Origin of the sequence: Snodgrassella sp. W8135, from assembly GCF_016101225.1 — a bacterium.
In the GTDB taxonomy this organism is placed as follows: Bacteria; Pseudomonadota; Gammaproteobacteria; order Burkholderiales; family Neisseriaceae; genus Snodgrassella; species Snodgrassella alvi.
Genome location: NZ_JACFQX010000001.1, coordinates 763,969 through 786,675, shown reverse-complemented (window position 1 = coordinate 786,675; position 22,707 = coordinate 763,969). Strand labels below are relative to the sequence as shown.

Annotated in this window: 18 protein-coding genes; 11 read left to right on the top strand and 7 right to left on the bottom strand. The window is 44.4% G+C overall.

The genetic code is table 11. The annotated features are described in order from the left end of the window. Nucleotides 1-141: 141 nt before the first annotated feature. From H3T75_RS03485 to H3T75_RS03475, 3 genes are read left to right on the top strand one after another with little or no spacing between them, the layout of a single operon-like run. Nucleotides 142-1,380: a multifunctional CCA addition/repair protein gene (locus tag H3T75_RS03485; protein ID WP_198211055.1), complete on the top strand. Its 1,239-nt coding sequence runs from the start codon at nt 142-144 to the stop codon at nt 1,378-1,380. Between the two features lie 2 nt (nt 1,381-1,382). Further along, complete coding sequence (gene glnD / locus H3T75_RS03480) at nt 1,383-3,947, top strand: [protein-PII] uridylyltransferase (protein WP_198211054.1); 2,565 nt, start codon at nt 1,383-1,385, stop codon at nt 3,945-3,947. Between the two features lie 23 nt (nt 3,948-3,970). After that, nucleotides 3,971-4,855, top strand: coding sequence for an NAD(P)H-hydrate dehydratase (locus H3T75_RS03475; protein WP_198211053.1), 885 nt, complete (start codon nt 3,971-3,973; stop codon nt 4,853-4,855). A 70-nt stretch (nt 4,856-4,925) separates the two neighbouring features. Here the strand turns inward: H3T75_RS03475 and H3T75_RS03470 are convergent, their stop codons facing one another. From H3T75_RS03470 to H3T75_RS03460, 3 genes are read right to left on the bottom strand one after another with little or no spacing between them, the layout of a single operon-like run. Next, complete coding sequence (locus tag H3T75_RS03470) at nt 4,926-5,624, bottom strand: aspartate/glutamate racemase family protein (protein WP_041880825.1); 699 nt, start codon at nt 5,622-5,624, stop codon at nt 4,926-4,928. 25 nt (nt 5,625-5,649) lie between these two features. Next, the gene (locus H3T75_RS03465) at nt 5,650-6,303 is read right to left on the bottom strand and encodes an HAD family hydrolase (protein ID WP_174830260.1); all 654 of its coding nucleotides are present in this window, start codon (nt 6,301-6,303) and stop codon (nt 5,650-5,652) included. 44 nt (nt 6,304-6,347) lie between these two features. Then, nucleotides 6,348-7,355: a cation diffusion facilitator family transporter gene (locus H3T75_RS03460; protein ID WP_174830261.1), complete on the bottom strand. Its 1,008-nt coding sequence runs from the start codon at nt 7,353-7,355 to the stop codon at nt 6,348-6,350. 701 nt (nt 7,356-8,056) lie between these two features. Between H3T75_RS03460 and H3T75_RS03455 the strand changes: the two genes are divergently transcribed. Genes H3T75_RS03455 through H3T75_RS03445 form a run of 3 tightly spaced genes read left to right on the top strand, consistent with a single transcriptional unit; the run spans nt 8,057 to nt 11,913 of the window. Beyond that, the gene (locus H3T75_RS03455) at nt 8,057-9,562 is read left to right on the top strand and encodes an MBOAT family protein (RefSeq protein ID WP_084564195.1); all 1,506 of its coding nucleotides are present in this window, start codon (nt 8,057-8,059) and stop codon (nt 9,560-9,562) included. Next, nucleotides 9,549-10,760 (top strand): SGNH family hydrolase, encoded by a 1,212-nt coding sequence (locus H3T75_RS03450; RefSeq protein ID WP_078475743.1) that lies wholly within the window; start codon nt 9,549-9,551, stop codon nt 10,758-10,760. The genes H3T75_RS03455 and H3T75_RS03450 overlap by 14 nt, the downstream gene beginning before the upstream one ends. 37 nt (nt 10,761-10,797) lie before the next feature. Continuing rightward, the gene (locus tag H3T75_RS03445; protein ID WP_172397125.1) at nt 10,798-11,913 is read left to right on the top strand and encodes an SGNH/GDSL hydrolase family protein; all 1,116 of its coding nucleotides are present in this window, start codon (nt 10,798-10,800) and stop codon (nt 11,911-11,913) included. 73 nt (nt 11,914-11,986) lie between these two features. Here H3T75_RS03445 and nfsA read toward each other — a convergent pair whose 3' ends face one another. Then, nucleotides 11,987-12,727, bottom strand: a complete 741-nt coding sequence (gene nfsA, locus H3T75_RS03440; protein WP_110414299.1) for an oxygen-insensitive NADPH nitroreductase — start codon at nt 12,725-12,727, stop codon at nt 11,987-11,989. Between the two features lie 20 nt (nt 12,728-12,747). Then, the gene (wrbA, locus tag H3T75_RS03435; protein WP_078475740.1) at nt 12,748-13,347 is read right to left on the bottom strand and encodes an NAD(P)H:quinone oxidoreductase; all 600 of its coding nucleotides are present in this window, start codon (nt 13,345-13,347) and stop codon (nt 12,748-12,750) included. A gap of 126 nt (nt 13,348-13,473) precedes the next feature. On the opposite strand from wrbA, the gene H3T75_RS03430 reads away from it, so the two are divergent. The 5 genes from H3T75_RS03430 to H3T75_RS03410 all read left to right on the top strand — a co-directional run bounded on the left by H3T75_RS03430 (nt 13,474) and on the right by H3T75_RS03410 (nt 20,539). Further along, nucleotides 13,474-14,700 carry a YihY family inner membrane protein gene (locus tag H3T75_RS03430; protein WP_198211052.1) on the top strand — a complete coding sequence of 409 codons (1,227 nt, stop codon included), beginning with the start codon at nt 13,474-13,476 and terminating at the stop codon, nt 14,698-14,700. A gap of 79 nt (nt 14,701-14,779) precedes the next feature. Further along, entirely contained in the window at nt 14,780-16,111 is a 1,332-nt protein-coding gene (locus tag H3T75_RS03425; RefSeq protein WP_198211051.1) for a LysM peptidoglycan-binding domain-containing M23 family metallopeptidase, read from the top strand. A 75-nt stretch (nt 16,112-16,186) separates the two neighbouring features. Further along, complete coding sequence (gene xth / locus H3T75_RS03420; RefSeq protein WP_198211050.1) at nt 16,187-16,951, top strand: exodeoxyribonuclease III; 765 nt, start codon at nt 16,187-16,189, stop codon at nt 16,949-16,951. Next, complete coding sequence (locus H3T75_RS03415) at nt 16,951-18,066, top strand: anhydro-N-acetylmuramic acid kinase (protein ID WP_198211049.1); 1,116 nt, start codon at nt 16,951-16,953, stop codon at nt 18,064-18,066. Before xth ends, H3T75_RS03415 begins: the two co-directional genes overlap by 1 nt. 112 nt (nt 18,067-18,178) lie before the next feature. Further along, entirely contained in the window at nt 18,179-20,539 is a 2,361-nt protein-coding gene (locus tag H3T75_RS03410; RefSeq protein ID WP_198211048.1) for a DNA translocase FtsK, read from the top strand. A gap of 216 nt (nt 20,540-20,755) precedes the next feature. Here H3T75_RS03410 and H3T75_RS03405 read toward each other — a convergent pair whose 3' ends face one another. Both H3T75_RS03405 and lgt read right to left on the bottom strand, forming a co-directional pair. Further along, a complete protein-coding gene (locus H3T75_RS03405) occupies nt 20,756-21,484 on the bottom strand; it encodes a S24 family peptidase (protein WP_198211047.1) in 729 nt (242 codons plus the stop codon). A gap of 114 nt (nt 21,485-21,598) precedes the next feature. Further along, a complete protein-coding gene (lgt, locus tag H3T75_RS03400; RefSeq protein ID WP_084550189.1) occupies nt 21,599-22,450 on the bottom strand; it encodes a prolipoprotein diacylglyceryl transferase in 852 nt (283 codons plus the stop codon). Nucleotides 22,451-22,707 lie beyond the last annotated feature (257 nt).

Here is a 22,707-nt window from a genome sequence, read left to right as displayed (position 1 = left end):
CTTTTTTCCAAAGGCTGTTTTGCTTATTAATGCTGGCTGATGGAACTGCCAGCTGCATGTTTGCAAAAAACCAGTTAACAAGCTGATTGGACTACGGCACAATGATCATCTGTTTTCTGTTAATACTTTTTTATATTTTATATGCAAATTTATTTGGTTGGTGGTGCAGTAAGAGACAAGTATCTGCAGCGGCCGGTGGTCGACCGCGACTGGGTAGTGGTTGGCGCAGATGCAAAAAAAATGCTGGAAGCCGGGTATCAGCCCGTAGGCAAGGATTTTCCGGTATTTCTGCATCCGCAAACTCATGAAGAATATGCGCTCGCACGTACCGAACGTAAAGTATCTGCCGGTTACAATGGCTTTACTTTTCATGCAGCGGCAGATGTGACGCTGGAGCAGGATTTACAACGACGCGATTTAACCATTAATGCTATGGCCGAAGATGCATCGGGTAATCTGATTGATCCATATAACGGGCTGGCTGATTTACGCTGCGGTATATTACGTCATGTCAGCCCTGCTTTTGCAGAAGACCCGGTACGTATCTTGCGCATTGCCCGATTTGCAGCGCGTTATGGATTTAAAGTAGCCGATGAAACTATGGCACTGATGTGCCGGATGGTAAATAATGGTGAGGTAAATGCTCTGGTTGCCGAACGGGTATGGCAGGAACTGGCTAAAGGGCTGATGGAAAAGAATCCGCGGCTGATGATAGACGTTTTACGTGCCTGCGGTGCGCTGAAAGTAATTTTACCAGAGGTTGATGCGTTATTCGGCGTACCGCAACGCGCTGATTTTCACCCTGAAATAGATACCGGTGAGCATACTTTACTGTGTCTGCAATATGCTGCTGAAAATGATTATTCACTGGAAGAACGTTATGCTGCTCTCACTCATGATCTAGGCAAAGCACTGACTCCGGTAGATAAATTACCACGCCACCCCGGACATGATTATGCCGGAATAAAACCCGTAGAAGCGGTAAACCGGCGCTGGCAGGTACCCAAAGCCTGTGCGCAATTGGCATTACTGGTATGTGAATATCATATCAGGTTACATAGTGTCAGCCAGCTTAAACCCAAAACGGCTCTGGATATTCTGAAAAAAACCGATGCACTACGCCGTCCGGATCGATTCAGACAGATTTTGCGTGTATGCCTCGCTGATATACGCGGACGCCTCAGATTTGAACATCAACCATATCCTCAGCAACAGCACTGGCTAAATTTACAGTCTGCGGCAATGGCAATTGATGCAGCATCAATTGCCCGGACAGTGGCTGAACCGCAGCAGATAGCTCAGGCAATTGATCAGGCAAGGCTGAATCAGATTCGCCCGATACAGAACGCATATCGTCAATCTCAATCACACGGCTATTAATTATGTCATCTTCAGCACTTATTACTCAGTTGTCGGACAAGCTACACAAGCACAAACAACAAGCGGCAGAAATATACCGGCAGCGCAGGCATCCGTTTGTCTATTTTCGCCAGCATACCGGAATAATTGCTGATGTGCTGTCCACACTGTGGCAGGAATTGTTTGCCGGCGAAGAAATGTGTCTGCTGGCAATAGGTGGATTCGGACGCGGCGAAATGTATCCGTATTCGGATATGGATATTGCTATTGTCAGCAGAAATCCGATTGATGACGATATTCAGCAAAAAATTGGTGCTTTTATTCAAATATTATGGGATATCCATTTACAGCCCGCCCCTAAGGTGGGAACAATTAATGAGTTATGTGAAAGTGCCCGGGTTGATTTAACGGGTGATTCAGCCTTACTGGAAAGCCGGTATTTATGCGGCCGGCAGGATCTGGCTGCTGAATTGATTCATCAGCTTGATTTACAGCGGGATGTGGCTGCTTTTATCGAAGGTAAAATACTGGAACAGCGGCAACGATATACTAAAGCAGCCGGTGAAGCCAGTCTGCTGGAAGCCAATGTAAAAACTACTCAGGGCGGTTTACGCGATATTCATACTTTATTGTGGCTGGCAAAAGTTCAGGGATTACCCCCTCAGATTCATCAGCTGATGAAAAATGCTATTCTGAACCGAACTGAAGCCAGGCTGTTACTGAGCTGCCAGAAACAGCTGGCCAGAATCCGTATTGAGCTGCATCTGACTGCCAGACGGGCTGAAGACAGATTGATTTTTGATTTACAAACTCAGGTAGCACAGAATCTTGGCTATCGCGATGATGCAAATTCCCGGGCCAGTGAAAAACTAATGCATGATTTTTATCGTGCACTAAAAGGCGTGAAACAACTCAGTGGTATTCTGGTACCTATGCTGCGCGACCGCGTCTATGCTTCTCTGCCGCGTGTAGTGGTTAATCTGGATCAGCATTATTATCAGGTAGGTAATATGCTGGCAGTGCATAATCTTGAACTTTTCTCGCAACAGCCTGAGCATATATTTACCATTTTACGTGTTGCTCAGGAACACAATGACATAATTGGTCTGGCACCAAAAACCCTGCGTGTATGGTGGGCGGCTGCACACCAGCTGGTGAATGAAGAGTTTTATCAGAATCCGGCAAATCGCGAATGCTTTGCCGGATTCTTCAAACACGGGGAGGGCCTGACTCATTTATTGCGCTTCATTAATCTGTATGGTGTGCTCGGCCGGTATTTGCCGGCATGGGGAAAAATAGTCGGTCTGCTGCAACATGATTTATTTCATATTTATCCGGTAGATGATCATATTTTAATGGTGGTACGCAATATGCGGCGTCTGGCTATGGAACAGCACAGCCATGAACTGCCTTTTGCCGCAACATTAATGCATACTTTTGCACGCAAACATATTTTGTATATGGCTGCACTGTTTCATGATATTGCCAAAGGCCGTGGTGGTGACCATGCACAAAAAGGCGTAGCCGATGCCCGCTCCTTTGCCGAAGATCATTTTCTGGATAGTGAAGAAAGCGATTTACTGGCGTGGCTGGTAGAACAGCATCTGCTGATGTCAATGACAGCACAGAAAGAAGATATTCAGGACCCTGAAGTGATTACCCGATTCAGCAAACAGGTTAAAACTGTTGAACGGCTCACTGCTTTATACCTGCTGACCGTAGCAGATATCCGGGGCACCAATCCGAAAATCTGGAATTCATGGAAAGCCAGTTTGCTGGAAAATTTATATAAAGCCACGCTGCATCAGCTCAATGGTAAACAAAGTAACCGGCACACGACTATTCTTGACCGCCGGCAACAGGCAATGCATGAGTTAAATCAATATCACATCAGCGAATCACAGCAGCGCCAATTGTGGCATATTCTCGGTCAGGCTTATTTTGCCCGCCATGAGTGGCAGGATATTTTATGGCATTTATCAAAAATTATTAATTACGAACAGCAGGCTCAGGCACACAGCCAGATGCTGCCAGATAATGATACCTTGAAGGTGATGGTTTATATGCCTAACCGCCCGAAACTCTTCACTGAGCTGGCTTCGGTTTTCAGTGAAGCAGGGATGAACATTCTGACTGCCCGCGCCTATATCACCGAACACAACTTTATTCTGGATACTTTTATTCTGCAATTTCCGCCGAATCTCAACCCGAATGATTATCTGACCATCCAGAATAAAACCGAGCTGGCGCTTAATCAGTTTGTAAATGGTAATTTGCCGATGTCTGCGAGTAATCCGGCCAGTCTGAGCCGACGTAGCCGTCATATTCCGATTGCACCGCGAATCAGTATTGATGAAGAAGATAATCCCGGCTGGTACAGCTTGCACATTATTACAGCAAACCGGCGTTTTTTACTTGCCAACATTGCTGCTGTTTTATCCGATTTAAATATCAGTATTCGCTTTGCCAAAATCACTACTCTGGATGAACGGGTAGAAGACAGTTTTCTGGTATATGCACCTCAACTGGCCGACACTCAACAGCAATTGCAGCTTAAAAATGCCCTTCTGGATCAATTACTGCGCTAAGCAATGATAACGGGAAACAGGTAATGAACAGTTTTCAGATTGATAAAAATATTCTCAGCCAGTGGCAACGGCAGGCAAACAGACAGTATCCTGCATTATGTCAGCAACGTCCATCTCAGAGCCATAAGGGTACGTTTGGCACGCTGGGTATTCTGGGTGGTTCAGAAGGCATGGCCGGTTCGATTATTCTGGCCGGAATAGCTGCACTGCATTGTGGCTGCGGTAAAGTATGGCTTGGTTTTCAGCAACCAATATTACCAATGCCAATACTAAGCCAGCAGCCAGAAATTATGTTAAATACCGCTGAACGGCTTTTACACCGTTCCGATATTACCGCATGGGTGATTGGCTGTGGTCTGAGTACCTCAACTACGGCACTGGCAACACTGACTGAATGTCTGCAACAGAAACATATGATGGTAGTCGATGCCGATGCACTGAATTTACTTGCTCAGCAGCCTGCTTTACTGACTGGCAGGCAAAATAATCAAAATGTTGTTTTAACGCCGCATCCGGGAGAAGCTGCACGCTTACTGCAATGCAGTATTAATGAAATTCAGAATAACCGTTATCAGGCCGCACGCCAGCTGGCGCAAAAATATTCAGCATGGATAGTTTTAAAAGGTCATCAGAGTCTGGTTGTTTCACCTCACGGCCAGATACAGCAAAATGAAACCGGCAATCCGGGACTGGCAACAGCAGGTAGCGGTGATGTCTTAGCCGGCATCATCGGCAGTTTGCTGGCTCAGCAAATCCCACCGGAGCAGGCAGTATCAGCCGGAGTATGGTTACATGGTGCTGCGGCAGATATTCTTGCTGCCAATGATACCGGTCCTATAGGTTTATGCGCCGGTGAAATAGCTACAGCTGCACGCTGGCTGCGCAACCGTTTAACAGAATCTATCTGAAAAACAAAACAGATGGTTAGATAGCCATCTGTTTTATCCGTTTATCCGCTTTTAGATTTCGGAAACTGCATTATTTATCTGTTAAAGCCCAGTCTACTGCTGCAGTAGCATGAATTGCCGTAGTATCAAATACCGGTACCGGACTGTCATCCTGCGAAACCAGTAACATAATTTCGGTACAGCCAAGAATGATGGCTTGAGCACCCTTATCAGCCAGACGCCGGATAATCTGGCGGTACTGCTGGCGTGATTCTTCACGTATGATACCTGATACCAGCTCTTCATAAATAATTTTATGTACTGTCTGACAATCTTTATCATCAGGAATCAATACCTCTAAACCAAATTTTTCTGTAAGCCGGCCTTTATAAAAATCCTGCTTCATGGTGAATTCGGTACCCAGTAAGCCAACTTTTTGCAGCTTCTGGCTGCAAATTTGCTTAGCTGTTGCATCAGCGATATGCAGCAAAGGTATTGTTATACTATTCTGTACCTGTTCAGCCATACGATGCATGGTATTGGTACAAATTACAATACACTGTGCTCCGCCCTGCTCCAGCTGTCGTGCTGCTGTACACATATTTTCAGCCAGTTCACCCCATCGTCCCTGATGCTGCAAAGCTTCGATTTCGGCAAAATCTACAGATAACATGATGCTGCGGGCTGAATGCGTACCACCAAGACGCTCACGTACTTGTTCATTAATCATGCGGTAATATTCAGCAGAACTTTCCCAGCTCATGCCACCGAGCAACCCAATGGTTTTCATGTTTTCCCCTTGTTCGTTTAAAAAATTATTTACTTAATAGCTGAAGAATTTCTTTTGGCTGCTCAACAATATAATCGGCTGGCCATTGCGATATGTTATCTTCTGCACCGATATATCCCCAGTTCGCCAGCACTGTAATCATGCCGGCATTACGTCCTGCCTGCATATCACGCTCTGCATCACCGATATACAGGCAGTTTTCGGGAGCTACGCCAATGTGACGGCAGGCATAGAACATGGGTTCGGTACTGGGTTTCGGCGCACTGGTGGTATCTCCGCTTACGATTACAGCCGGTTCAATACTGCATCCGAGTTTTGGTACCAGACGGTCAGTAAAAACATGCGGCTTATTGGTAATAATCCCCCAGGCTATGTTCTGTTCGGCCAGTTTTTCTAATAACTCATTGATGCCGCCAAATAAAACTGTCTGATCAGTAAAATGCAGTTCATACTCAGCCATAAAATCCTGCCTCAAAGCTGCAAACGCAGGATTATCAGGCTGCATACCTGTACCGAGTTTAATCAGTCCTGCTGCACCATGGCTGGCAACCGGACGAATCTCTGCCATAGTTTTAGGCGGTAAATTCTGCTTTTTCAGCACATTATTAAGGGCTATCCCTAAGTCTGGCGCCGTATCGGCCAGGGTACCGTCCAGATCAAATAACACAGCTTTAATCATGATTTTCTACCTGAAATATGGTCTGATAATCTGATTATATTGTATTAATGAACATGCTGACCGGCAACAGAAGGAATACAGCATAAAAGATTATTGCTGTGTTTATGTGCTGCGCTTTCTGTCTGCACTGTAACATGATGTATATCATGTTTGAGCAATACTTCTGCAAGCTCATTAACCAGTTTCTCTGCTTCCGTTATCGTTAATGTACCATCAACAACAATATGGCAGGATAAAGCATTCATATTGCTGGTAATGGTCCATGCATGTAAATCATGTACTGCTTTAATTCCCGGCATATCCTGAATCACTCTGCCCAGCTGCTCCAGCTCAATTGTATCCGGTGTGCCTTCCATCAGAATACGCAAAGTGGTTTTCAGGATTCCGATTCCACTGTAAGCAATCAGGCAGGCTACCACTATACTTGCTACCGGGTCAGCCCAGCGCCAGCCAAACAGCATCATCAGTACAGCCGCGGCAATAGCACCCACCGAACCGAGTAAATCACCCAGTACGTGTAAAAACGCCCCACGCATGTTTACATTATGTTCTGTTTCACTACTGCTGTGCATATACCAGGCAATAATAATATTTACCAGTAAACCAATCGTACTGATAACCAGCATGCCCCGGGTAGCAATATCCGGCGGATTAACAAAACGACCTATGGCTTCATAAACAATCATGACTGCAATTACCATTAGCGCCAGACCATTTACTGCCGCCGCAATAATTTCAAAGCGTTTATAACCAAAGGTCTGCCGACCGTTTACCGGTCGCTCACTCAGGTGAAATGCGATTAACGACAGTGCCAGTGCCAGTGCATCCGAAAACATATGACCAGCATCCGACAGCAGTGCCAGACTATTGGTTAACCAGCCGCCAATAATCTCTACCACCATATATGCACCGATAATCAGCAGTGAAATACTTAAAACTTTTTTATCTGCACTATGTGCACCAAGGTGATGATGGTGATGATGAGTTTCATCATGTTTATGCTCATGTGTATGGTTATGGTCGTGGTCGTGGTCGTGGTCGTGGTCGTGCATAGTATTCCTTTAAATATTGTCTGATACCATTTAATACGTTAAACCCTGACATATGGTAAAAGTCAAATGTGAATATCAGCAGATTTCAGCTCAGATCATTCTGGAATCCATAGTTAATATTTATATACATACCGGCAATAAATTTTTTACATAATTTGATAATAGCAGAAAACACAGAAATTTTGCCGGTGTTTACTCTGGCTTCGTGCGGAGAAATATTGATATCAGCAAAAGCAGTAAATATTTTTAATATGTTTATTATTTAAATAATAAATTTTTATTTATTAATTTCCTTACATTGTTTCACATATCAAGGTAAAATACTTGTATGTACAAGTCATGTTCAGTGAGCTACTGAATCATTAATAGACTTGAGAATTGACAGCCAATTCAGATTAAGCGAAAAGAATACATATTCCGGTTTGCAGTGTTTATATTTTATGAATATGTATTTTTCATTCACACTGAGAATACTTGTTTATTCTGGTAATGTGAGATTTTTTGTAAGCTTATTCATAATACCGGATCATTGATTGATTATATGCTTTTACAAAACAAATATTGTATGCATATATTAGCTGCCGGAAATAATCCGGATTTAAGCATAAACATGAATTAACTGATTCTCAACTGTTGCTTTTCTTATTATTTATGTTTGGCATGGTTTAACAATCACTACTTTCTGACTGTTTATCTGTTTCATGTTTAGTTTTATATCTATTGAATTCGGCCTTTCATTTATTGTCTTTTTCTGTCTTTACTGGCTGTTGGGCAGCAAACCGAAACTGCAAAATCTGCTTTTACTGTGCACCAGTTATCTGATTGTTTATTTGTGCGGAAAAATACAGGCACTAATTGCATTACTGCTATTTACGGTATTTATTTATGCCACATCTGTACGAATAGTTCATGCCGCTAAACCCAGAATATGGCTGATAACTGCAATCATATGCACTATTCTGAATCTGGCATTATGGAAGTATTTTGATTTTTTCCGCACCTCTGTCAGCTATGGCCTGGAAAGTTTGAAACTGAGTTCCGACTGGCTGTCGGGTATCATATTACCGCTGGGACTGTCCTACTACTCATTTCAGGCCATCAGCTATCTGGTTTCGCTTTATCAGGAGCGATGTCACAATCAGCCTGCCGGTAAAGTTTTTACATTACCGGGTCTGGCCCTGCATCTGGCTTTTTTCCCTACTATTACTGCAGGCCCGATTGCACGCGCCTACGATGCACGCGGGTTAACGGATATATATAAACAGCCCTGCGGCATGGCAACACAAATCTATACTCCGCAACGCCGCAGAATTCTGGCACCTACTCTGGCATTGTGTCTGATTGTAATGGCTTTAATGAAAAACTGGTGGCTGTCCGGCTGGATTGCCGACAACTGGGTAGATCCGGTATTTGCCAATCCCATGCAATATCATAGTCTGGAAATACTGGCTGCCATATATGGCTATACTGTTCAGCTGTTTTTTAATTTTTCCGGTTACAGTGACCTGATGATTGCGATGGGGCTGCTACTGGGATTTCGCCTTCCGGTAAATTTCCGCACACCATTACTGGCACACAATATCCGCGAATTCTGGCTGCGCTGGCACATCAGCTTATCAACCTGGATACGGGATTATATTTATATTCCATTGGGCGGCGGCCGACATGGAATGGCTCGCACTCAGCTTAACCTGCTGATAGCGATGGCATTATCCGGAATCTGGCACGGGACAGGCTGGCATTTTTTAATCTGGGGCTTATTGCATGCAGCCGGGATGATCTTGCTTAATCTGGGCGACTGGCTGTACAGTCGTCTGCGTCATTGTGAATTGAATAAAGCTCGCGACGCTTTGAGTAAAAGTAGCCGGCCAGCTAAAATTGTCAGCATAGTTGTGACTATACATTTTGTATGTTTTTGTTTTATTTTTTTCCGCGCACCTACACTTAACGATGCTATGCTTTTGTTACACGCATTGCTTTACAACAATATTAATGTACCTCTGAGTACCAATCCGTTTTATTTTTTTAGTTTGTTATTGCTGGCATGGACACTGTATCCATTTCTGGCAAAATTTACCAATATGTTATACAAGCGCGCGGATTCTTTGCCACGATACCGTCTGATTCTTCCTTTATTACTGTTAGTGGTTCTGGTATTAATCTGTGCGCCGGCTGGTATTCCGGGATTTATCTATGCCAATTTCTAAATATCGCCGCGTGCCTTCTTACCGCAAAAAGGGAAGTAAAAAAAAGTTTTCCCAGTTCAGGGAAATAACAGATGTTAGTGTAAAAACCATCACGACCGTACCTATTGTCGTTGCAAGTGAAGAAACAGAAACCAGAGAGCGCCCAAAGAAAAGTAATAAACAACAATTTCGTTTTGTTTTACTATTCTTTCTCATCACTGCAACTATTTCACTTTGGCTGATGCAAAATTCTGTCATCGCCTATTATCAGCAAACTTACCACAGCAATAGTATTTTAACGAACCTGAAACAGCAGACATGGTGGCAAACAGGCAGCCATGCCGGCGAAACACTTAATAACGGTGTCAGCCAGCTTAATCAGTATATCAAGTCTGCTAACCTCAGCATCATCACTGCTTTTAATGATAATTATGCCTATACGGACAGCTATAAAGCCAAATTGCAGCAACAACTAAAACTTGCACAGGAACAGCATCGGTTAGCCCAGAAAAAAGCAGCAAAAGAAAATGATATGAAAGCAGCCTTTACGCTTATAGCTGCTGATGAAGTGTTTTTTGCCGGTGATTCATTAATGCAGGGAGTGGCACCGCATGTGCAAAAATGGCTCAGTGATGTTTATGGTATTAAAACCATTAACCTGAGCAAACAGAGTACCGGATTAACCTATCCGAGCTTTTTTAACTGGCCGCAAACTATTGCAAATACGCTGGATAATAATCCGCATATCAAAATACTGGTTATGTTTCTTGGTCCTAATGATCCATGGGATATTCCTGATCCGCATAACGGCAGCAGATTTGTCAGCTTCGCATCTCCTCAATGGGAAAGTATTTACCGCAACCACATCAAAACGATTATGGATAGTGCTCGACAGCATCAGGTCACCGTTTTGTGGCTGACTCCGCCAAGTATGAGAAAACAGAAATTGAATGAGCAAATGATTTATCTGCGTCAGATTACAGCCGATGAAGTAAGCAAAAATCATGGATATGTCGTAGATACCCGCGCAATGCTGGGTAGTAATGGTGATCAATTTTATGATACGGTAACGCAAACCGATGGAAAAAAAATTAAAACCCGCAGTTCAGACGGGATTCATTTTACTGTGACCGGGCAAAAAATTATTGCCCAAAATATTTTTAACCGCTTTAACCTGCCAGCACAAACTATGGATAACGATTCAACAAATGTACAGTAAAAAACATTTTGTCATTTTAAGTTGCTGCCTGTCGATCATGGCCTGTTCAGCAGATCCGGTTCCGGCAAAATCTGGCCGCAAACAGGTATCAGCATCTTCGCAGAATAATCATGCTGCTCAGATAGCCCAGGCATTACAGAAAAAAAGCATCAATATAGTACAAATCGGTGATTCACATACAGCAGCGGATTACCTTACTGATGCTGCCCGTATGTATTTACAGCAGCAATTAGGCAATGGCGGTCCCGGCTGGGCTATGCCGACTCAGTTTCCGGGTTTACGTCTGGCGCGTTTTACCTATCAGAATCAGGGCTGGCAGGCTATCTCCAGCCGTACCGATACCAGCCAGAATTATGCACTTGGCGGTTTGGTAGCTGTTCCTTCTGTGGGGGCTGTGATGACCATCAAAACACGTGGAGAGCCCGAAGCCGAACAAACGGTTACCGTCACTATCCGTCAGGGACCGAATGATGAAGATTTAACGATTACCGACAGTAATGGTAAACAGATTGAACTTGGCGCACAACCCAAAGACAATCAATGGCATTTCAGTCAGTTTAATGCACGTTTTCCGATTACCGTTACCGCCGGTATGAATTTTCAGACAGCCATAGGCGGCTGGTGGGTACGTAATCAAAACCGTCAGGGTGTGGTATTTTCTGCTCTGGGAATTAATGGAGCCCAGCTTACTCAGTGGCAACGCTGGAATACTCAGGCATGGCAGCAGGAGTTGAATGTTATTGCTCCTGACCTGATTATTCTTGCCTACGGTACCAACGAAGCCTATAACGGAGTTGAGATTGAAACCGTTAGACAAAATCTGATTGAAACTATTAACCGCATTCGTGCGGCCTCACCCAACAGCGCCATTATGATTCTTGGTGCACCGGAAAGCCTGAAAAGTACAGCCGGCTCATGCGGCGTACGACCGGAAAAACTCACTGAATTACAGGAAATGCAAAAAGAAGTGGCACAAAGCCAGCAGGTATTTTTCTGGGACTGGCAGGCTGTAATGGGTGGTGAATGCAGTATGAAACCATGGATTAATCAGGGACTGGCCCGCAATGATGGTGTTCACTTTACCTCAAAAGGTTATCAGCGACTTGGTCAGGCACTGGGTGAAAGTATTTTATCCATGCGTCAGCAGCGGTAATTCTACATTTAAATAAAAAACCGGTTCTGCGGGTAATTATCCTGCAAAACCGGTTATTTTTTATTCAGTCTGTTTAACGTTTCGCCAGCCCCTGCTGATGCAAAAATGGCAGAATCTGCGGACGTAAAGGCTGAGAAAAATTGTTAGTCACAGCCTTACTCCAGTTCAGATCCAGACCACTGCGCTCTTTATAATAAGCAGTGAGCTGTTCATCATAAGCAGCCAGTTTGGCTGCATCAAGTGCCTTATAGCGGTTTTCACTCACCAGTGTTTCCAGAGGGAGACGGGGACGATACATCGGATCCTGAGCCGGATGCCCGATACACATGCCGAACAGCGGAAAAGTTAATGGCGGCAACGCCAGTATTTCTGCCGCACGGACGACATTATTACGCAGAGAACCAATATACACACCGCCCAAGCCCATTGATTCAGCTGCCAGAAGACAGTTTTGTGCCATGATACCGGCATCCACAGCACCGAGAATTAATCCTTCAGTCCAGTCCAGCTGGGCTTCAGGAAAAGCCTGCCTGTGTTTTGTGTAATCAATACAAAATACCCAGAATTCTGCAGCAGTACGTACGTATTTCTGATTGGCTGCAACTTCACATAAAGCCGCACGTTTTTCTGCATCTGTGACGCGAATAATCTGGGTACTCTGCATAAAACTGGATGAAGAAGCAGCACGACCGGCCTCCCAGATCGCTTCACGCTGCTCATCCGTTAAAGCTTCTTCAGTAAATTTACGGATGGAGCGATGACGGTAAATAGTCGGTAAAGTAGCTTCACTCTTTAGATTGGTGTGGTAACTCATGATTATTCCTGATATTAATTTTAGCGTTTCAGACGCAGCGCCAGTTCAGCCAGCCGCTTACCCTGCGCAAACGCCAGTGCCTCTTCTTCAGCACTCAATTGGGTATTATTATTATGACCAGCCACATGGCTGGCACCGTAAGGTGTTCCGCCACTATGGGTACCATTAAGCTGTGGTTCACTGAACGGAATACCGCACAACAGCATCCCGTGATGCAAAAGCGGAGTCATCATACTTAAAAGCGTACTTTCCTGACCACCATGCAAACTGGTGGTACTGGTAAATACACAGGCTGGTTTGCCAATCAGACTTCCCGCCAGCCACAGGCTGCTGGTACTGTCGAGAAAATATTTAACCGGTGCAGCACAATTTCCAAACCTTGTCGGGCTGCCCAGAGCAAGCGCTGCACAGTTCTGAACTTCATCCAGAGTAACATAAGGCGCTCCTTCATCCGGAATCTCCGCTGCTGTTGCTTCACATACAGCCGATACTTTCGGTACAGTGCGTAACAAAGCTTCACACCCTTCCACACTGTCTGCACCTCGAGCCAGTGCCAGTGCCAGATTACGGGTACTGCCTGACAGGCTGTAATACACCACCAGAATAGGTAAATCGGCCATATACTGCTCCTTGAAGATTGTCTGAAAGCTATTATTGTGCCGTAAGTGTCATAAATTGACCAGCCTGCACGGAAAGTCTGCGCCGTCTGCTCTTTTTGGTTACAATCAGCCATGTGAGGAGTCGCCATGAATATACAATTATTTAAAAGCAAATATTTACAGCAGCGCCTGCCACAGTTTTTATTGTTTGTTGCGCATAACTATCAGCGCTGCAAGCTGCCGCTTATTGCCGCCAGCCTGACATTTACTACGCTGCTGGCACTGGTACCGTTTTTTACCATTACTGTTATTGTCATTAACGCGTTTCCCATGTTTGCAGATATGGCCACACGCTTTAATCAGTTTCTGACCCATATTATTGTACCGGCAGCCGGTGCCGATTCTGTCGGTGACTATCTGTATGACTTCCGAGATAAAGCCAGCGGATTAACTGCTGTCGGTATCAGTTTTATGATTATTACCTCACTGATGCTGATACAGACAATTGAGCATGCATTTAATCAAATCTGGCAGGCACGAGATCAGCGACCACTATGGATTCGTATTCTGATTTACTGGGCACTGCTAACCCTCGGACCGGTAGTGCTGGGGATGAGCCTGTCTTTTATTAATTTATTATCTAATCCGGCCAATATGGCCAATCAGATACCGTTTTACAGCACACTTTTTAAAATTATCACCAATCTGGCGCTATTCACCATTTTATTGTTTTTATTATATAAACTGGTACCATTTTGTTTTGTTCAATGGCAGCATGCTCTGCTGGGTGCTTTCATCACAGCAGTAGGGCTGGATTTATTGCGGCGCGGCTTTGCTATTTTTGTTACCTATTTCGGCAATTATCAGAAAGTATATGGTGCATTTGCAGCAATACCGGTTTTTTTAATCTGGCTGAATTTATTATGGTTGCTGTTACTTGCCGGTGCTGTACTTACCTCTTCTTTGCCCTACTGGCATCAGGACAGATTTCGCCATCTGCGTCAGTATCAGCCATTTGAAAATGCACTTGATCTGTTGTATCAACTGGTAACAGCTCAGCAACAAGGACAGGCTGTCAAATCCTGTCTGTTGCAGCAAAAGCTCGGAATCAGTGATAAACATTTAGACCAGATACTTTCTAAACTCGAAAAGCAGCATTATATTGCTTACTGTACTGACGGCTGGATATTGCAAAAAGATCCGGATAAAATCATGCTGTCAGATTTGTATCAACTATTTATTTATCAGCCTAATCACAATTCAGCCGTAGCTACTTCCGTAAACACCCTGCTACAGCCATGTTTACAGCAACTGAATATCAGTCTGTCCCGATGGGCAAGACAACTACAACAGCAAACACAAAATCAATCATAAAAATTATTCTGACACTGGTAATTTCAGATAAATAGTTTTACATTTACCTGTTTTAGGATGGATTGCCCGATACACAACCATGTCCCTGTTAACTCAATCATCAGCCTTGTTTAAGCAGTTCAAACAGAAAATAGCCGCCAAACCAAAACTCTGGTGTGGTATTGCCGTGGCAATCGTATTGCTTCTGATTATACTGGTTGTACTCATATCCGGCCGTAAACACAATTCAGATCGTTATCAGCCAAAGCATATAACACTTAAACTGGCACCGGTTAACATTAAAACCCAGGCGCCTGTACAGAATTTCTGGCGGGACGAAATCGTCCAGCCCGGCGATACGATTAACATGGTACTAAGCCGCTTTGGTATCAGTGCAGATGAAATTCAGCGCATTACCAGTCTTAACATCATCAAAAATAAGGTACAGCATTTACAGGTCAATCAGGTTTTCAGTATCCGTACGGATAACAATGGCCTCCTCACCGATATTCAATTTTTTAATGATGATGATAATGGCGAAAAAAATCTTGTGGCACTGAAAAAAACCAGTAATAACTGGAATGCCGATATCAGCGCAGTGGATACTGAAACCCTGCCGACATTTAAAGCCGTTGTCGTTAAAACCTCTGCACGCGGAGCACTGGCACAAGCTGGTATTCCGGTAGAAATCAGAGAATCACTGCGTGAAATTTTCAAAGACAAAATTGATATTAACTCGCTGCAAAGTGGCGATACTATCCGCCTGATTTACGACAGCCTGTATTATCGCGGTCAGGAACTGGCAACAGGTGATATACGCGCAGCAGAATTCAGCCACAATGGCAATATTTATCATGCCTATTATTACGATACCGGTAATGATGGTAACGGCCAGTACTATGATGTAAACGGTAAACCTTTGCGCAAAGGATTTTCCAGTGTACCTGTCGATGGTGCACGGATTTCTTCTCCCTTTGGTACACGTTTTCATCCGATACTGCAAACTCTGCGCATGCACAGCGGTATCGATTATGCGGTTGCCAGCGGAACACCCATACATGCCCCATCGGATGGTACTGTAGAAAGCTTTGGTATCAAAGGGGGCTATGGCAATGCAGTTGTGCTGCGGCACAACGACAGCATGCAAACCCTGTACGGACACATGAGTGCCTTTGCTAATCTAAGTGTTGGTCAGCATGTACAGGCTGGTGATATTATCGGATATGTAGGCAGTACCGGCGTTTCTACCGGCCCGCACCTGCATTACGAAGTCCGGATTAACGGACAGCCGGTAAATCCGACCAGCGTTGCCCTGCCGACCCGTACACTGAATGCTCGTGAACTGGCTGACTTCAAAAAGAAACAGCATCACTGGGATAAGCAGTTATCCAGCTTTCGTAATCTGAATGTTACCATTGCCCAGCTGGATTAACTGTTAGCAGTATCTGCTCTGGAACTCACCAAACTTTACGCATACAATACCCGTTTTGCTGAAACAGAATCCATTATGAAAATTGCCACCTGGAATGTCAACTCCCTCAATGTGCGTCTGCCGCATACGCTGCGCTGGCTCGAAGAAAACCAGCCGGATATACTGGCTTTGCAGGAACTGAAACTTGAGCAGGATAAATTCCCGGAAACTGATTTTACCCAAATTGGCTATCATGCAGCATGGAACGGGCAAAAAACCTATAATGGCGTTGCCATACTCAGCAGACAGCCTCTTGAGGACGTAACAGTTGATATCCACGAATTGAATGAACCGCAAAAACGTATTATTGCGGCAACGGTTAATGATGTCAGAATTATCTGTGCTTATTGCGTCAATGGTGAGGCTGTAGGCAGCGAAAAATTTGCCTATAAAGAGCGTTGGTTTGCGGCACTGAATAACTATATCAACACTGAGCTGACACAACATCCCAAAACCATATTACTGGGCGATTTTAATATCGCACCACACGATACAGATGTTTATGACCCGGTAAAATGGCAGGACAAAGTATTGTGTACAGCACAGGAACGCAGCTGGTTTCAGCAGTTGCTGAATCTGGGATTAACAGACAGTCTGTATTATCTTTACCCGGACAGCACAAACTATACATGGTGGGATTATCGTATGAATATGTTTAAACGCAAACTTGGTTTACGCATAGATCATATACTGATCAGCAATGCATTATTGCCGGCTTTGCGTGAAGTACAGATAGACAGCGAAGCCCGCGGCTGGGAACGCCCCAGTGATCATGCACCGGTAATGGCTACTTTCGCCTGATGAACAGCACACCTTCTTTTCAATACTATATCGGCCTGATGTCAGGCACCAGCATGGATGGTATTGATGCCGTACTGACCAAACTTTCCGGTACTCAATGGCTGGGTGTCTGTGCACATGCATTCGTCGCCTACCCGGAAACACTCAGGCAGCAGCTATTATCATTACAAATACCACAGCAGAACGAACTGGCACAGGCAGCCATACTGGCACAGCAGCTGGCACGCCTGAATGCGCAGGCTGTCAGTACAGTGCTCAGTACAGCACAAACCGAAGCACGAGCCGTGACAGCACTGGGCTGTCACGGTCAGACCATACGTCATGTACCGGAACAGCATTACAGTATTCAGCTAATGGACTGGGCACTACTGACCGAACTTACCGGTATCACAACAGTAGGTGATTTTCGCAGCCGCGATCTGGCTGCCGGTGGTCAGGGTGCGCCATTGGTACCGGCCTTCCATCAGGCAGTTTTTGCTGATGAAAAGCAATGCCGTGTGGTTCTGAATCTGGGCGGCATTGCCAATATCAGTGTTTTGCAACCACACCAGCAGGCATTCGGCTTTGATACCGGTCCGGCCAATATGCTGATGGATGCATGGGTACAGCAAAACTGGCAGCAGGAATTTGATTTTAACGGCATACTGGCCGCACAAGGCCGGACAATTGAGCCATTGCTGCAAGCCATGCTCAGCCATGCCTATTTCAGCCAGCCTTACCCCAAAAGCACCGGCCGTGATTTATTCAGTTTCGATTGGCTCAGCCAGTATCTTAACGGACAGGAAAATCCCGCAGATGTATTACGCACTCTGCTTGAACTAACCGCACACAGTGCAGTAAACGCCATTATAAATGCCGCACCTGATGCCGGCAGCGTATATGCATGTGGCGGTGGGGCGCAAAATCTGCTTCTGATGCAAACACTGGCACAGCAACTTGATTTACACCGGATATCTCTATACAGCACCGATACTTTACAACTTCCGGCACAACTGGTTGAGGCTTCTGCCTTTGCCTGGCTGGCGGCATGCTGGTATCAGCGTCAGCCTGTAGCCACTCATTATGCTACGGGTGCTCATGGCGCACGTATTCCCGGCTGCGGTTACTGGGTTTGATACTCCGCAAAAAACCGTTAAATCCTGTTACTAATATCAGATACAGAGCCTGACAGAACGTATAATAACCAGTTAATTTCTGATAAAAATACCAAATTAAGCTGCAACATTTATGGCCACAACACGAAAAAAAACTGCTCCGAGCAAGCAGTTACCGAAAAAACTCAAACCACAGGAAATCAGCAAACCCAGACAGCCATGGTTAATGAACCTCATTAATGATATTTTCTGGTTGCTGGCACTGATGATTACCCTGTTTGTCATACTGTCATTAGCCAGCTTTGATATGGCTGATCCGGCATGGTCGCGCGGTATTGCACAAATTAATAAAACTCATAATCTGGCTGGTCTTACCGGAGCATGGCTGTCTGATATCGGCTACTATATTTTCGGTTTATCTGTCTGGTGGTTAATTATTGCTGCCATTATCGCCCTGTATAAAAGCTTTCGTCCGCTCAATGCACGCTCTCTTAACACCAGTGTTGACAGTAAACCCTACAGCAGCTGGCTGGCTCTGAGTGGTTTAACTGTACTTCTGGTTTTCAGCCCTACTCTAGAAAATCTGGTATTTACCAGTATGCTTGAGAATGCTCTGCCTATTGGTGCGGGAGGTTTAACCGGGCAGAGTTTCGGAAAACTGTTACATCAGTTCTTCGGTATGACCGGTGGTCTGATTATCAGTATATTTATGATGCTGATCGGACTGTCAATGTTATTGCAGGTATCGTGGTTAACCGTAATCGAAAAACTTGGTGCACAGTTTGAATGGTTCTGGTGCAAATTACTGCGCCGGCCGCAGCGGTTAATTACTGAATTTCCTAACAACAAAACCGTCCGGCGTGTAGTCAAACAGGCCAAAAATATTACAGCAAAAAATATCGAACCGCCCGAGCTTACCACCAGCAACCGTAAAACCGTGGCTGTACGTACAGAAGTACCCGTCGCACAGGATTTAACAGAACCGGCACCGGTATCTGAACCTATAGCAAAAAGTGATAATGGTCTGATTCATTTACCGGATACAGAATTACTCAGCAAACCCTCCGGTCAGCCTGCTGTGGTTAACAGCGAGCTTTTGCAGCAAACGGCTGCACACATCGAATCCCGATTGAAAGAATTCGGTGTTGAAGTAGAAGTGACCAGTGCCACTACCGGCCCGGTTATTACCCGCTATGAAATCGAGCCAGCACAAGGAGTGAAAGGCAGCCAGATAGTCAATCTTAATAAAGATCTGGCCCGCTCCCTTTCAGTACAAAGCGTGCGTGTTGTAGAAACCATCGCCGGTAAAACCACGATGGGTATTGAGCTGCCTAATGAAGAACGCCAAAACGTTCTGCTGTCAGAAATACTGGGCGCAAAAATCTTTCATGAAGCCGCTGATAAATTAACCATGGCTATGGGGAAAGATATTGCCGGTGCACCCGTGATTGCCAGCCTGGCGAAAATGCCGCATTTACTGGTTGCCGGTACTACCGGCTCTGGTAAATCTGTCGGTGTTAACTGCATGATTCTGTCGATTTTATACAAAGCACAGCCGGACGAAGTGCGCTTTATCATGGTAGACCCGAAAATGCTGGAATTAAGTGTATACGACGGCATTCCGCATTTGCTTGCTCCAGTGGTTACCGATATGAAAGAGGCAGCTCAGGCACTCAACTGGTGTGTTACCGAAATGGAAAAACGTTACCGGCTGTTAGCGCATGTCGGAGTACGCAACATTACCGGCTTTAATGACAAAGTAGCAGCTGCTAAAGCAGCATCAACGCCACTGGTTAACCCATTCAGTACTAATCCGGACGATCCGGAGCCACTGGATAAACTGCCTTATATCGTTGTTGTTATTGATGAGCTGGCTGACCTGATGATGGTAGAAGGCAAAAAAGTAGAACAGCAGATTGCCCGGCTGGCACAAAAAGCCCGTGCTGCCGGTATCCACCTGATACTGGCAACACAGCGCCCGAGTGTTGATGTGATTACCGGACTGATTAAAGCCAATATTCCCACCCGGCTTTCATTTCAGGTATCCAGTAAAATTGACAGCCGTACCATTCTGGATCAGATGGGTGCTGAAAACCTGCTGGGCAAAGGTGATATGTTGTTTTTACCGCCCGGTCAGGCAGAACCTACCCGTCTGCATGGTGCATTTGTCTCCGATGATGAAGTTCATGCCATCGTTAACTTCATTAAACAGCAGGCTCCTGCCCAATACGTAGAAGGCTTATTATCAGGAGAGGCTGCTCAGACCAATGTTAATCAGGTTAATCCGAACGCCAACAGTGACGAATTATTCGACCAGGCGGTAGCCTTTGTACTGGAAACCCGTAAAACATCTATTTCATCTTTACAACGCCATCTGCGCATTGGTTACAACCGTGCAGCAAATCTGATGGAAGCACTCGAAGCCGCAGGTATCGTTTCACCAGCCGAGCTGGGCGGCAGCCGGCGGATTCTGGCACACAAAGACAGCCTGTAAAGATTAATTACCTTTCTGTGTGTGGGGGGATATCTTTTAAAGCTGTACACTGCAAATAAAAAAACGGCTGAAATATCTGAAATACAGGCAGTTTAGCCGTTTTTTCTGCGCTTAAATTTAAGTTTTTCTTTTATCTCAAAATAGGTAAAAATTGTACATTCTTTAAAATATTTTAAATATAATTTATAACATATTTAAACATATTTAAACGTATAGTTAAATTTTTCTACAAAACCATTCAACGCGTTCCACAATTTCAATTTTATTTTCCAAGTTTTTTAAATTAATTGTAAACGGGTCATAGGCTTTATTCTCAGATTTAACTGATAATTTATCATCAGGGAGCAGCTGAGTACGTTTAACAATTAACTCATCACCAATTCTTAAAACATATAAACCAGTTGCCGGTTGATTCCTTGAATGATTAATTAGTAATTTATCACCATCATAGAGTAAATCAGCCATTGAATCACCCTGGACGGTTATTACTGATAAATCACGTGGATTTGCATACAAAAAATTGATTACCCAACTTCGGCGAAAAGCCATTGTCGGGACAGGCTCATCATCATTTGATATAAATTTATAACTTAATGCGGTTTTAATATCATATTCTGGAATAAAAACAAAATCATCAATATCTACACGTTTTCCTGAAACATCGACAGTTGATTTTGTTACTTGAATATTGCTTGTATTTGATTCCTGTGTATTTTTAAATTTTTTACCCTCTCCCGTTGCTAGCCAAGCAATATTTACATTGGCTGCATCAGCAAGTCGTATTAAATTTGTTCTAGATGGATCAGATTCTCCCCGTAGCCATCTAAATACTGATGATGCAGTTACTCCAGCCTTTTTAGCCACAACATTGGGATTGCCTAATAGCTCAACTATTTCATTTATGCGCTGGGCAAATATCATATTATCTTCGTAAAAGTTTTTCATTTCTTCTTTTTCGTAAAATATATTAGTACAAAAACACCGTAAAACATGTCTGCCAATAATTAAAGCCGCAATAAATATATTTTATTGCGGCTTTAACAGCTTTATAAATTTAGTTTAAGCTGCTTTTTTACAAGTATAAGCGAATCCGACTGCGCCAATCACAATCATCGGCAGACTGAGCCATTGCCCCATAGACATATGCATCGCCAGCAAACCAAGAAAGTCATCAGGTTCACGCGCAAACTCAACAATAAACCTGAATACACCGTAGCCAAGTAAAAACAGCATAGATGCCTGCCCCAGCGGACGAGGTTTTTTGGTAAACAGCCACATAATCACAAACAGCACAATTCCTTCAAGCATAAATTCATACAACTGTGAAGGATGGCGCGGCAGCATCTGAAATTTTTCCCATACCGGCAGCCATTTTTGCGGATCCTGCATTACCAGCGCCACATCATCATCATGCGCGTGCGGAAAACCCATCGCCCAGAAAGCATCAGCACTGGTAACACGTCCCCACAGCTCGCCGTTAATGAAATTACCGATACGGCCGCATGCCAGTCCGAGCGGTATCAGCGGCGCCACAAAATCGGCTACTGCCCAGAATTTAATCTTGTGTTTGCGGGCAAACAGCAACATGGCGACCAGCACTCCGATAAAGCCGCCATGAAACGACATACCACCCTGCCAGATTTTTAGAATATCCAGCGGATGACTGAAATAGTACGCAGACTGATAAAACAACACATAGCCCAGACGCCCGCCCAGTATCACACCGAATACACCCCAGGTAAATAAATCTTCCAGCAATTCATTGGTAAATATGGTCTGTCCGCTTTTAATCCGTCTGCGTCCCAGCCAGATAAACAAACAAAAACCAACAATATAACTTAATGCGTACCAGCGAATGGCCAGAGGACCCAGATGTATCAGTACTGGATCAAAATTCGGATGGATCATCATAAATTTAGCATTCCTCAGATATCCTGCTTATTTCATCAATCACAACAGCCAGTCACCCTATTCTGGATAACAGCCGGAATGACCAGAAATACCACAACCAAAATAGCAGACAGTTTAACTCATATTAGCCAATCTATGCGCCACTTTCCACATTTCATCCCTTGATAGCAATACCGAACAGATTGAAATAGAAAAATTATTCATTTAACTGATTCAGTATTTGTTGACAGCCGTTATTAAGCAGCCTAATATAAAAT

Coding starts and splice junctions, on each gene's coding strand:
- H3T75_RS03460 (WP_174830261.1), bottom strand. CDS start 7,355: ATGCACGACCACGACCACGACCACGACCACGACCATAACCATACACAT.
- H3T75_RS03455 (WP_084564195.1), top strand. CDS start 8,057: ATGTTTAGTTTTATATCTATTGAATTCGGCCTTTCATTTATTGTCTTT.
- H3T75_RS03415 (WP_198211049.1), top strand. CDS start 16,951: ATGAACAGCACACCTTCTTTTCAATACTATATCGGCCTGATGTCAGGC.
- nfsA (WP_110414299.1), bottom strand. CDS start 12,727: ATGAGTTACCACACCAATCTAAAGAGTGAAGCTACTTTACCGACTATT.
- H3T75_RS03410 (WP_198211048.1), top strand. CDS start 18,179: ATGGCCACAACACGAAAAAAAACTGCTCCGAGCAAGCAGTTACCGAAA.
- H3T75_RS03430 (WP_198211052.1), top strand. CDS start 13,474: ATGAATATACAATTATTTAAAAGCAAATATTTACAGCAGCGCCTGCCA.
- wrbA (WP_078475740.1), bottom strand. CDS start 13,347: ATGGCCGATTTACCTATTCTGGTGGTGTATTACAGCCTGTCAGGCAGT.
- H3T75_RS03465 (WP_174830260.1), bottom strand. CDS start 6,303: ATGATTAAAGCTGTGTTATTTGATCTGGACGGTACCCTGGCCGATACG.
- H3T75_RS03445 (WP_172397125.1), top strand. CDS start 10,798: ATGGCCTGTTCAGCAGATCCGGTTCCGGCAAAATCTGGCCGCAAACAG.
- H3T75_RS03485 (WP_198211055.1), top strand. CDS start 142: ATGCAAATTTATTTGGTTGGTGGTGCAGTAAGAGACAAGTATCTGCAG.
- H3T75_RS03450 (WP_078475743.1), top strand. CDS start 9,549: ATGCCAATTTCTAAATATCGCCGCGTGCCTTCTTACCGCAAAAAGGGA.
- xth (WP_198211050.1), top strand. CDS start 16,187: ATGAAAATTGCCACCTGGAATGTCAACTCCCTCAATGTGCGTCTGCCG.
- H3T75_RS03475 (WP_198211053.1), top strand. CDS start 3,971: ATGAACAGTTTTCAGATTGATAAAAATATTCTCAGCCAGTGGCAACGG.
- H3T75_RS03405 (WP_198211047.1), bottom strand. CDS start 21,484: ATGAAAAACTTTTACGAAGATAATATGATATTTGCCCAGCGCATAAAT.
- H3T75_RS03425 (WP_198211051.1), top strand. CDS start 14,780: ATGTCCCTGTTAACTCAATCATCAGCCTTGTTTAAGCAGTTCAAACAG.
- lgt (WP_084550189.1), bottom strand. CDS start 22,450: ATGATGATCCATCCGAATTTTGATCCAGTACTGATACATCTGGGTCCT.
- H3T75_RS03470 (WP_041880825.1), bottom strand. CDS start 5,624: ATGAAAACCATTGGGTTGCTCGGTGGCATGAGCTGGGAAAGTTCTGCT.
- glnD (WP_198211054.1), top strand. CDS start 1,383: ATGTCATCTTCAGCACTTATTACTCAGTTGTCGGACAAGCTACACAAG.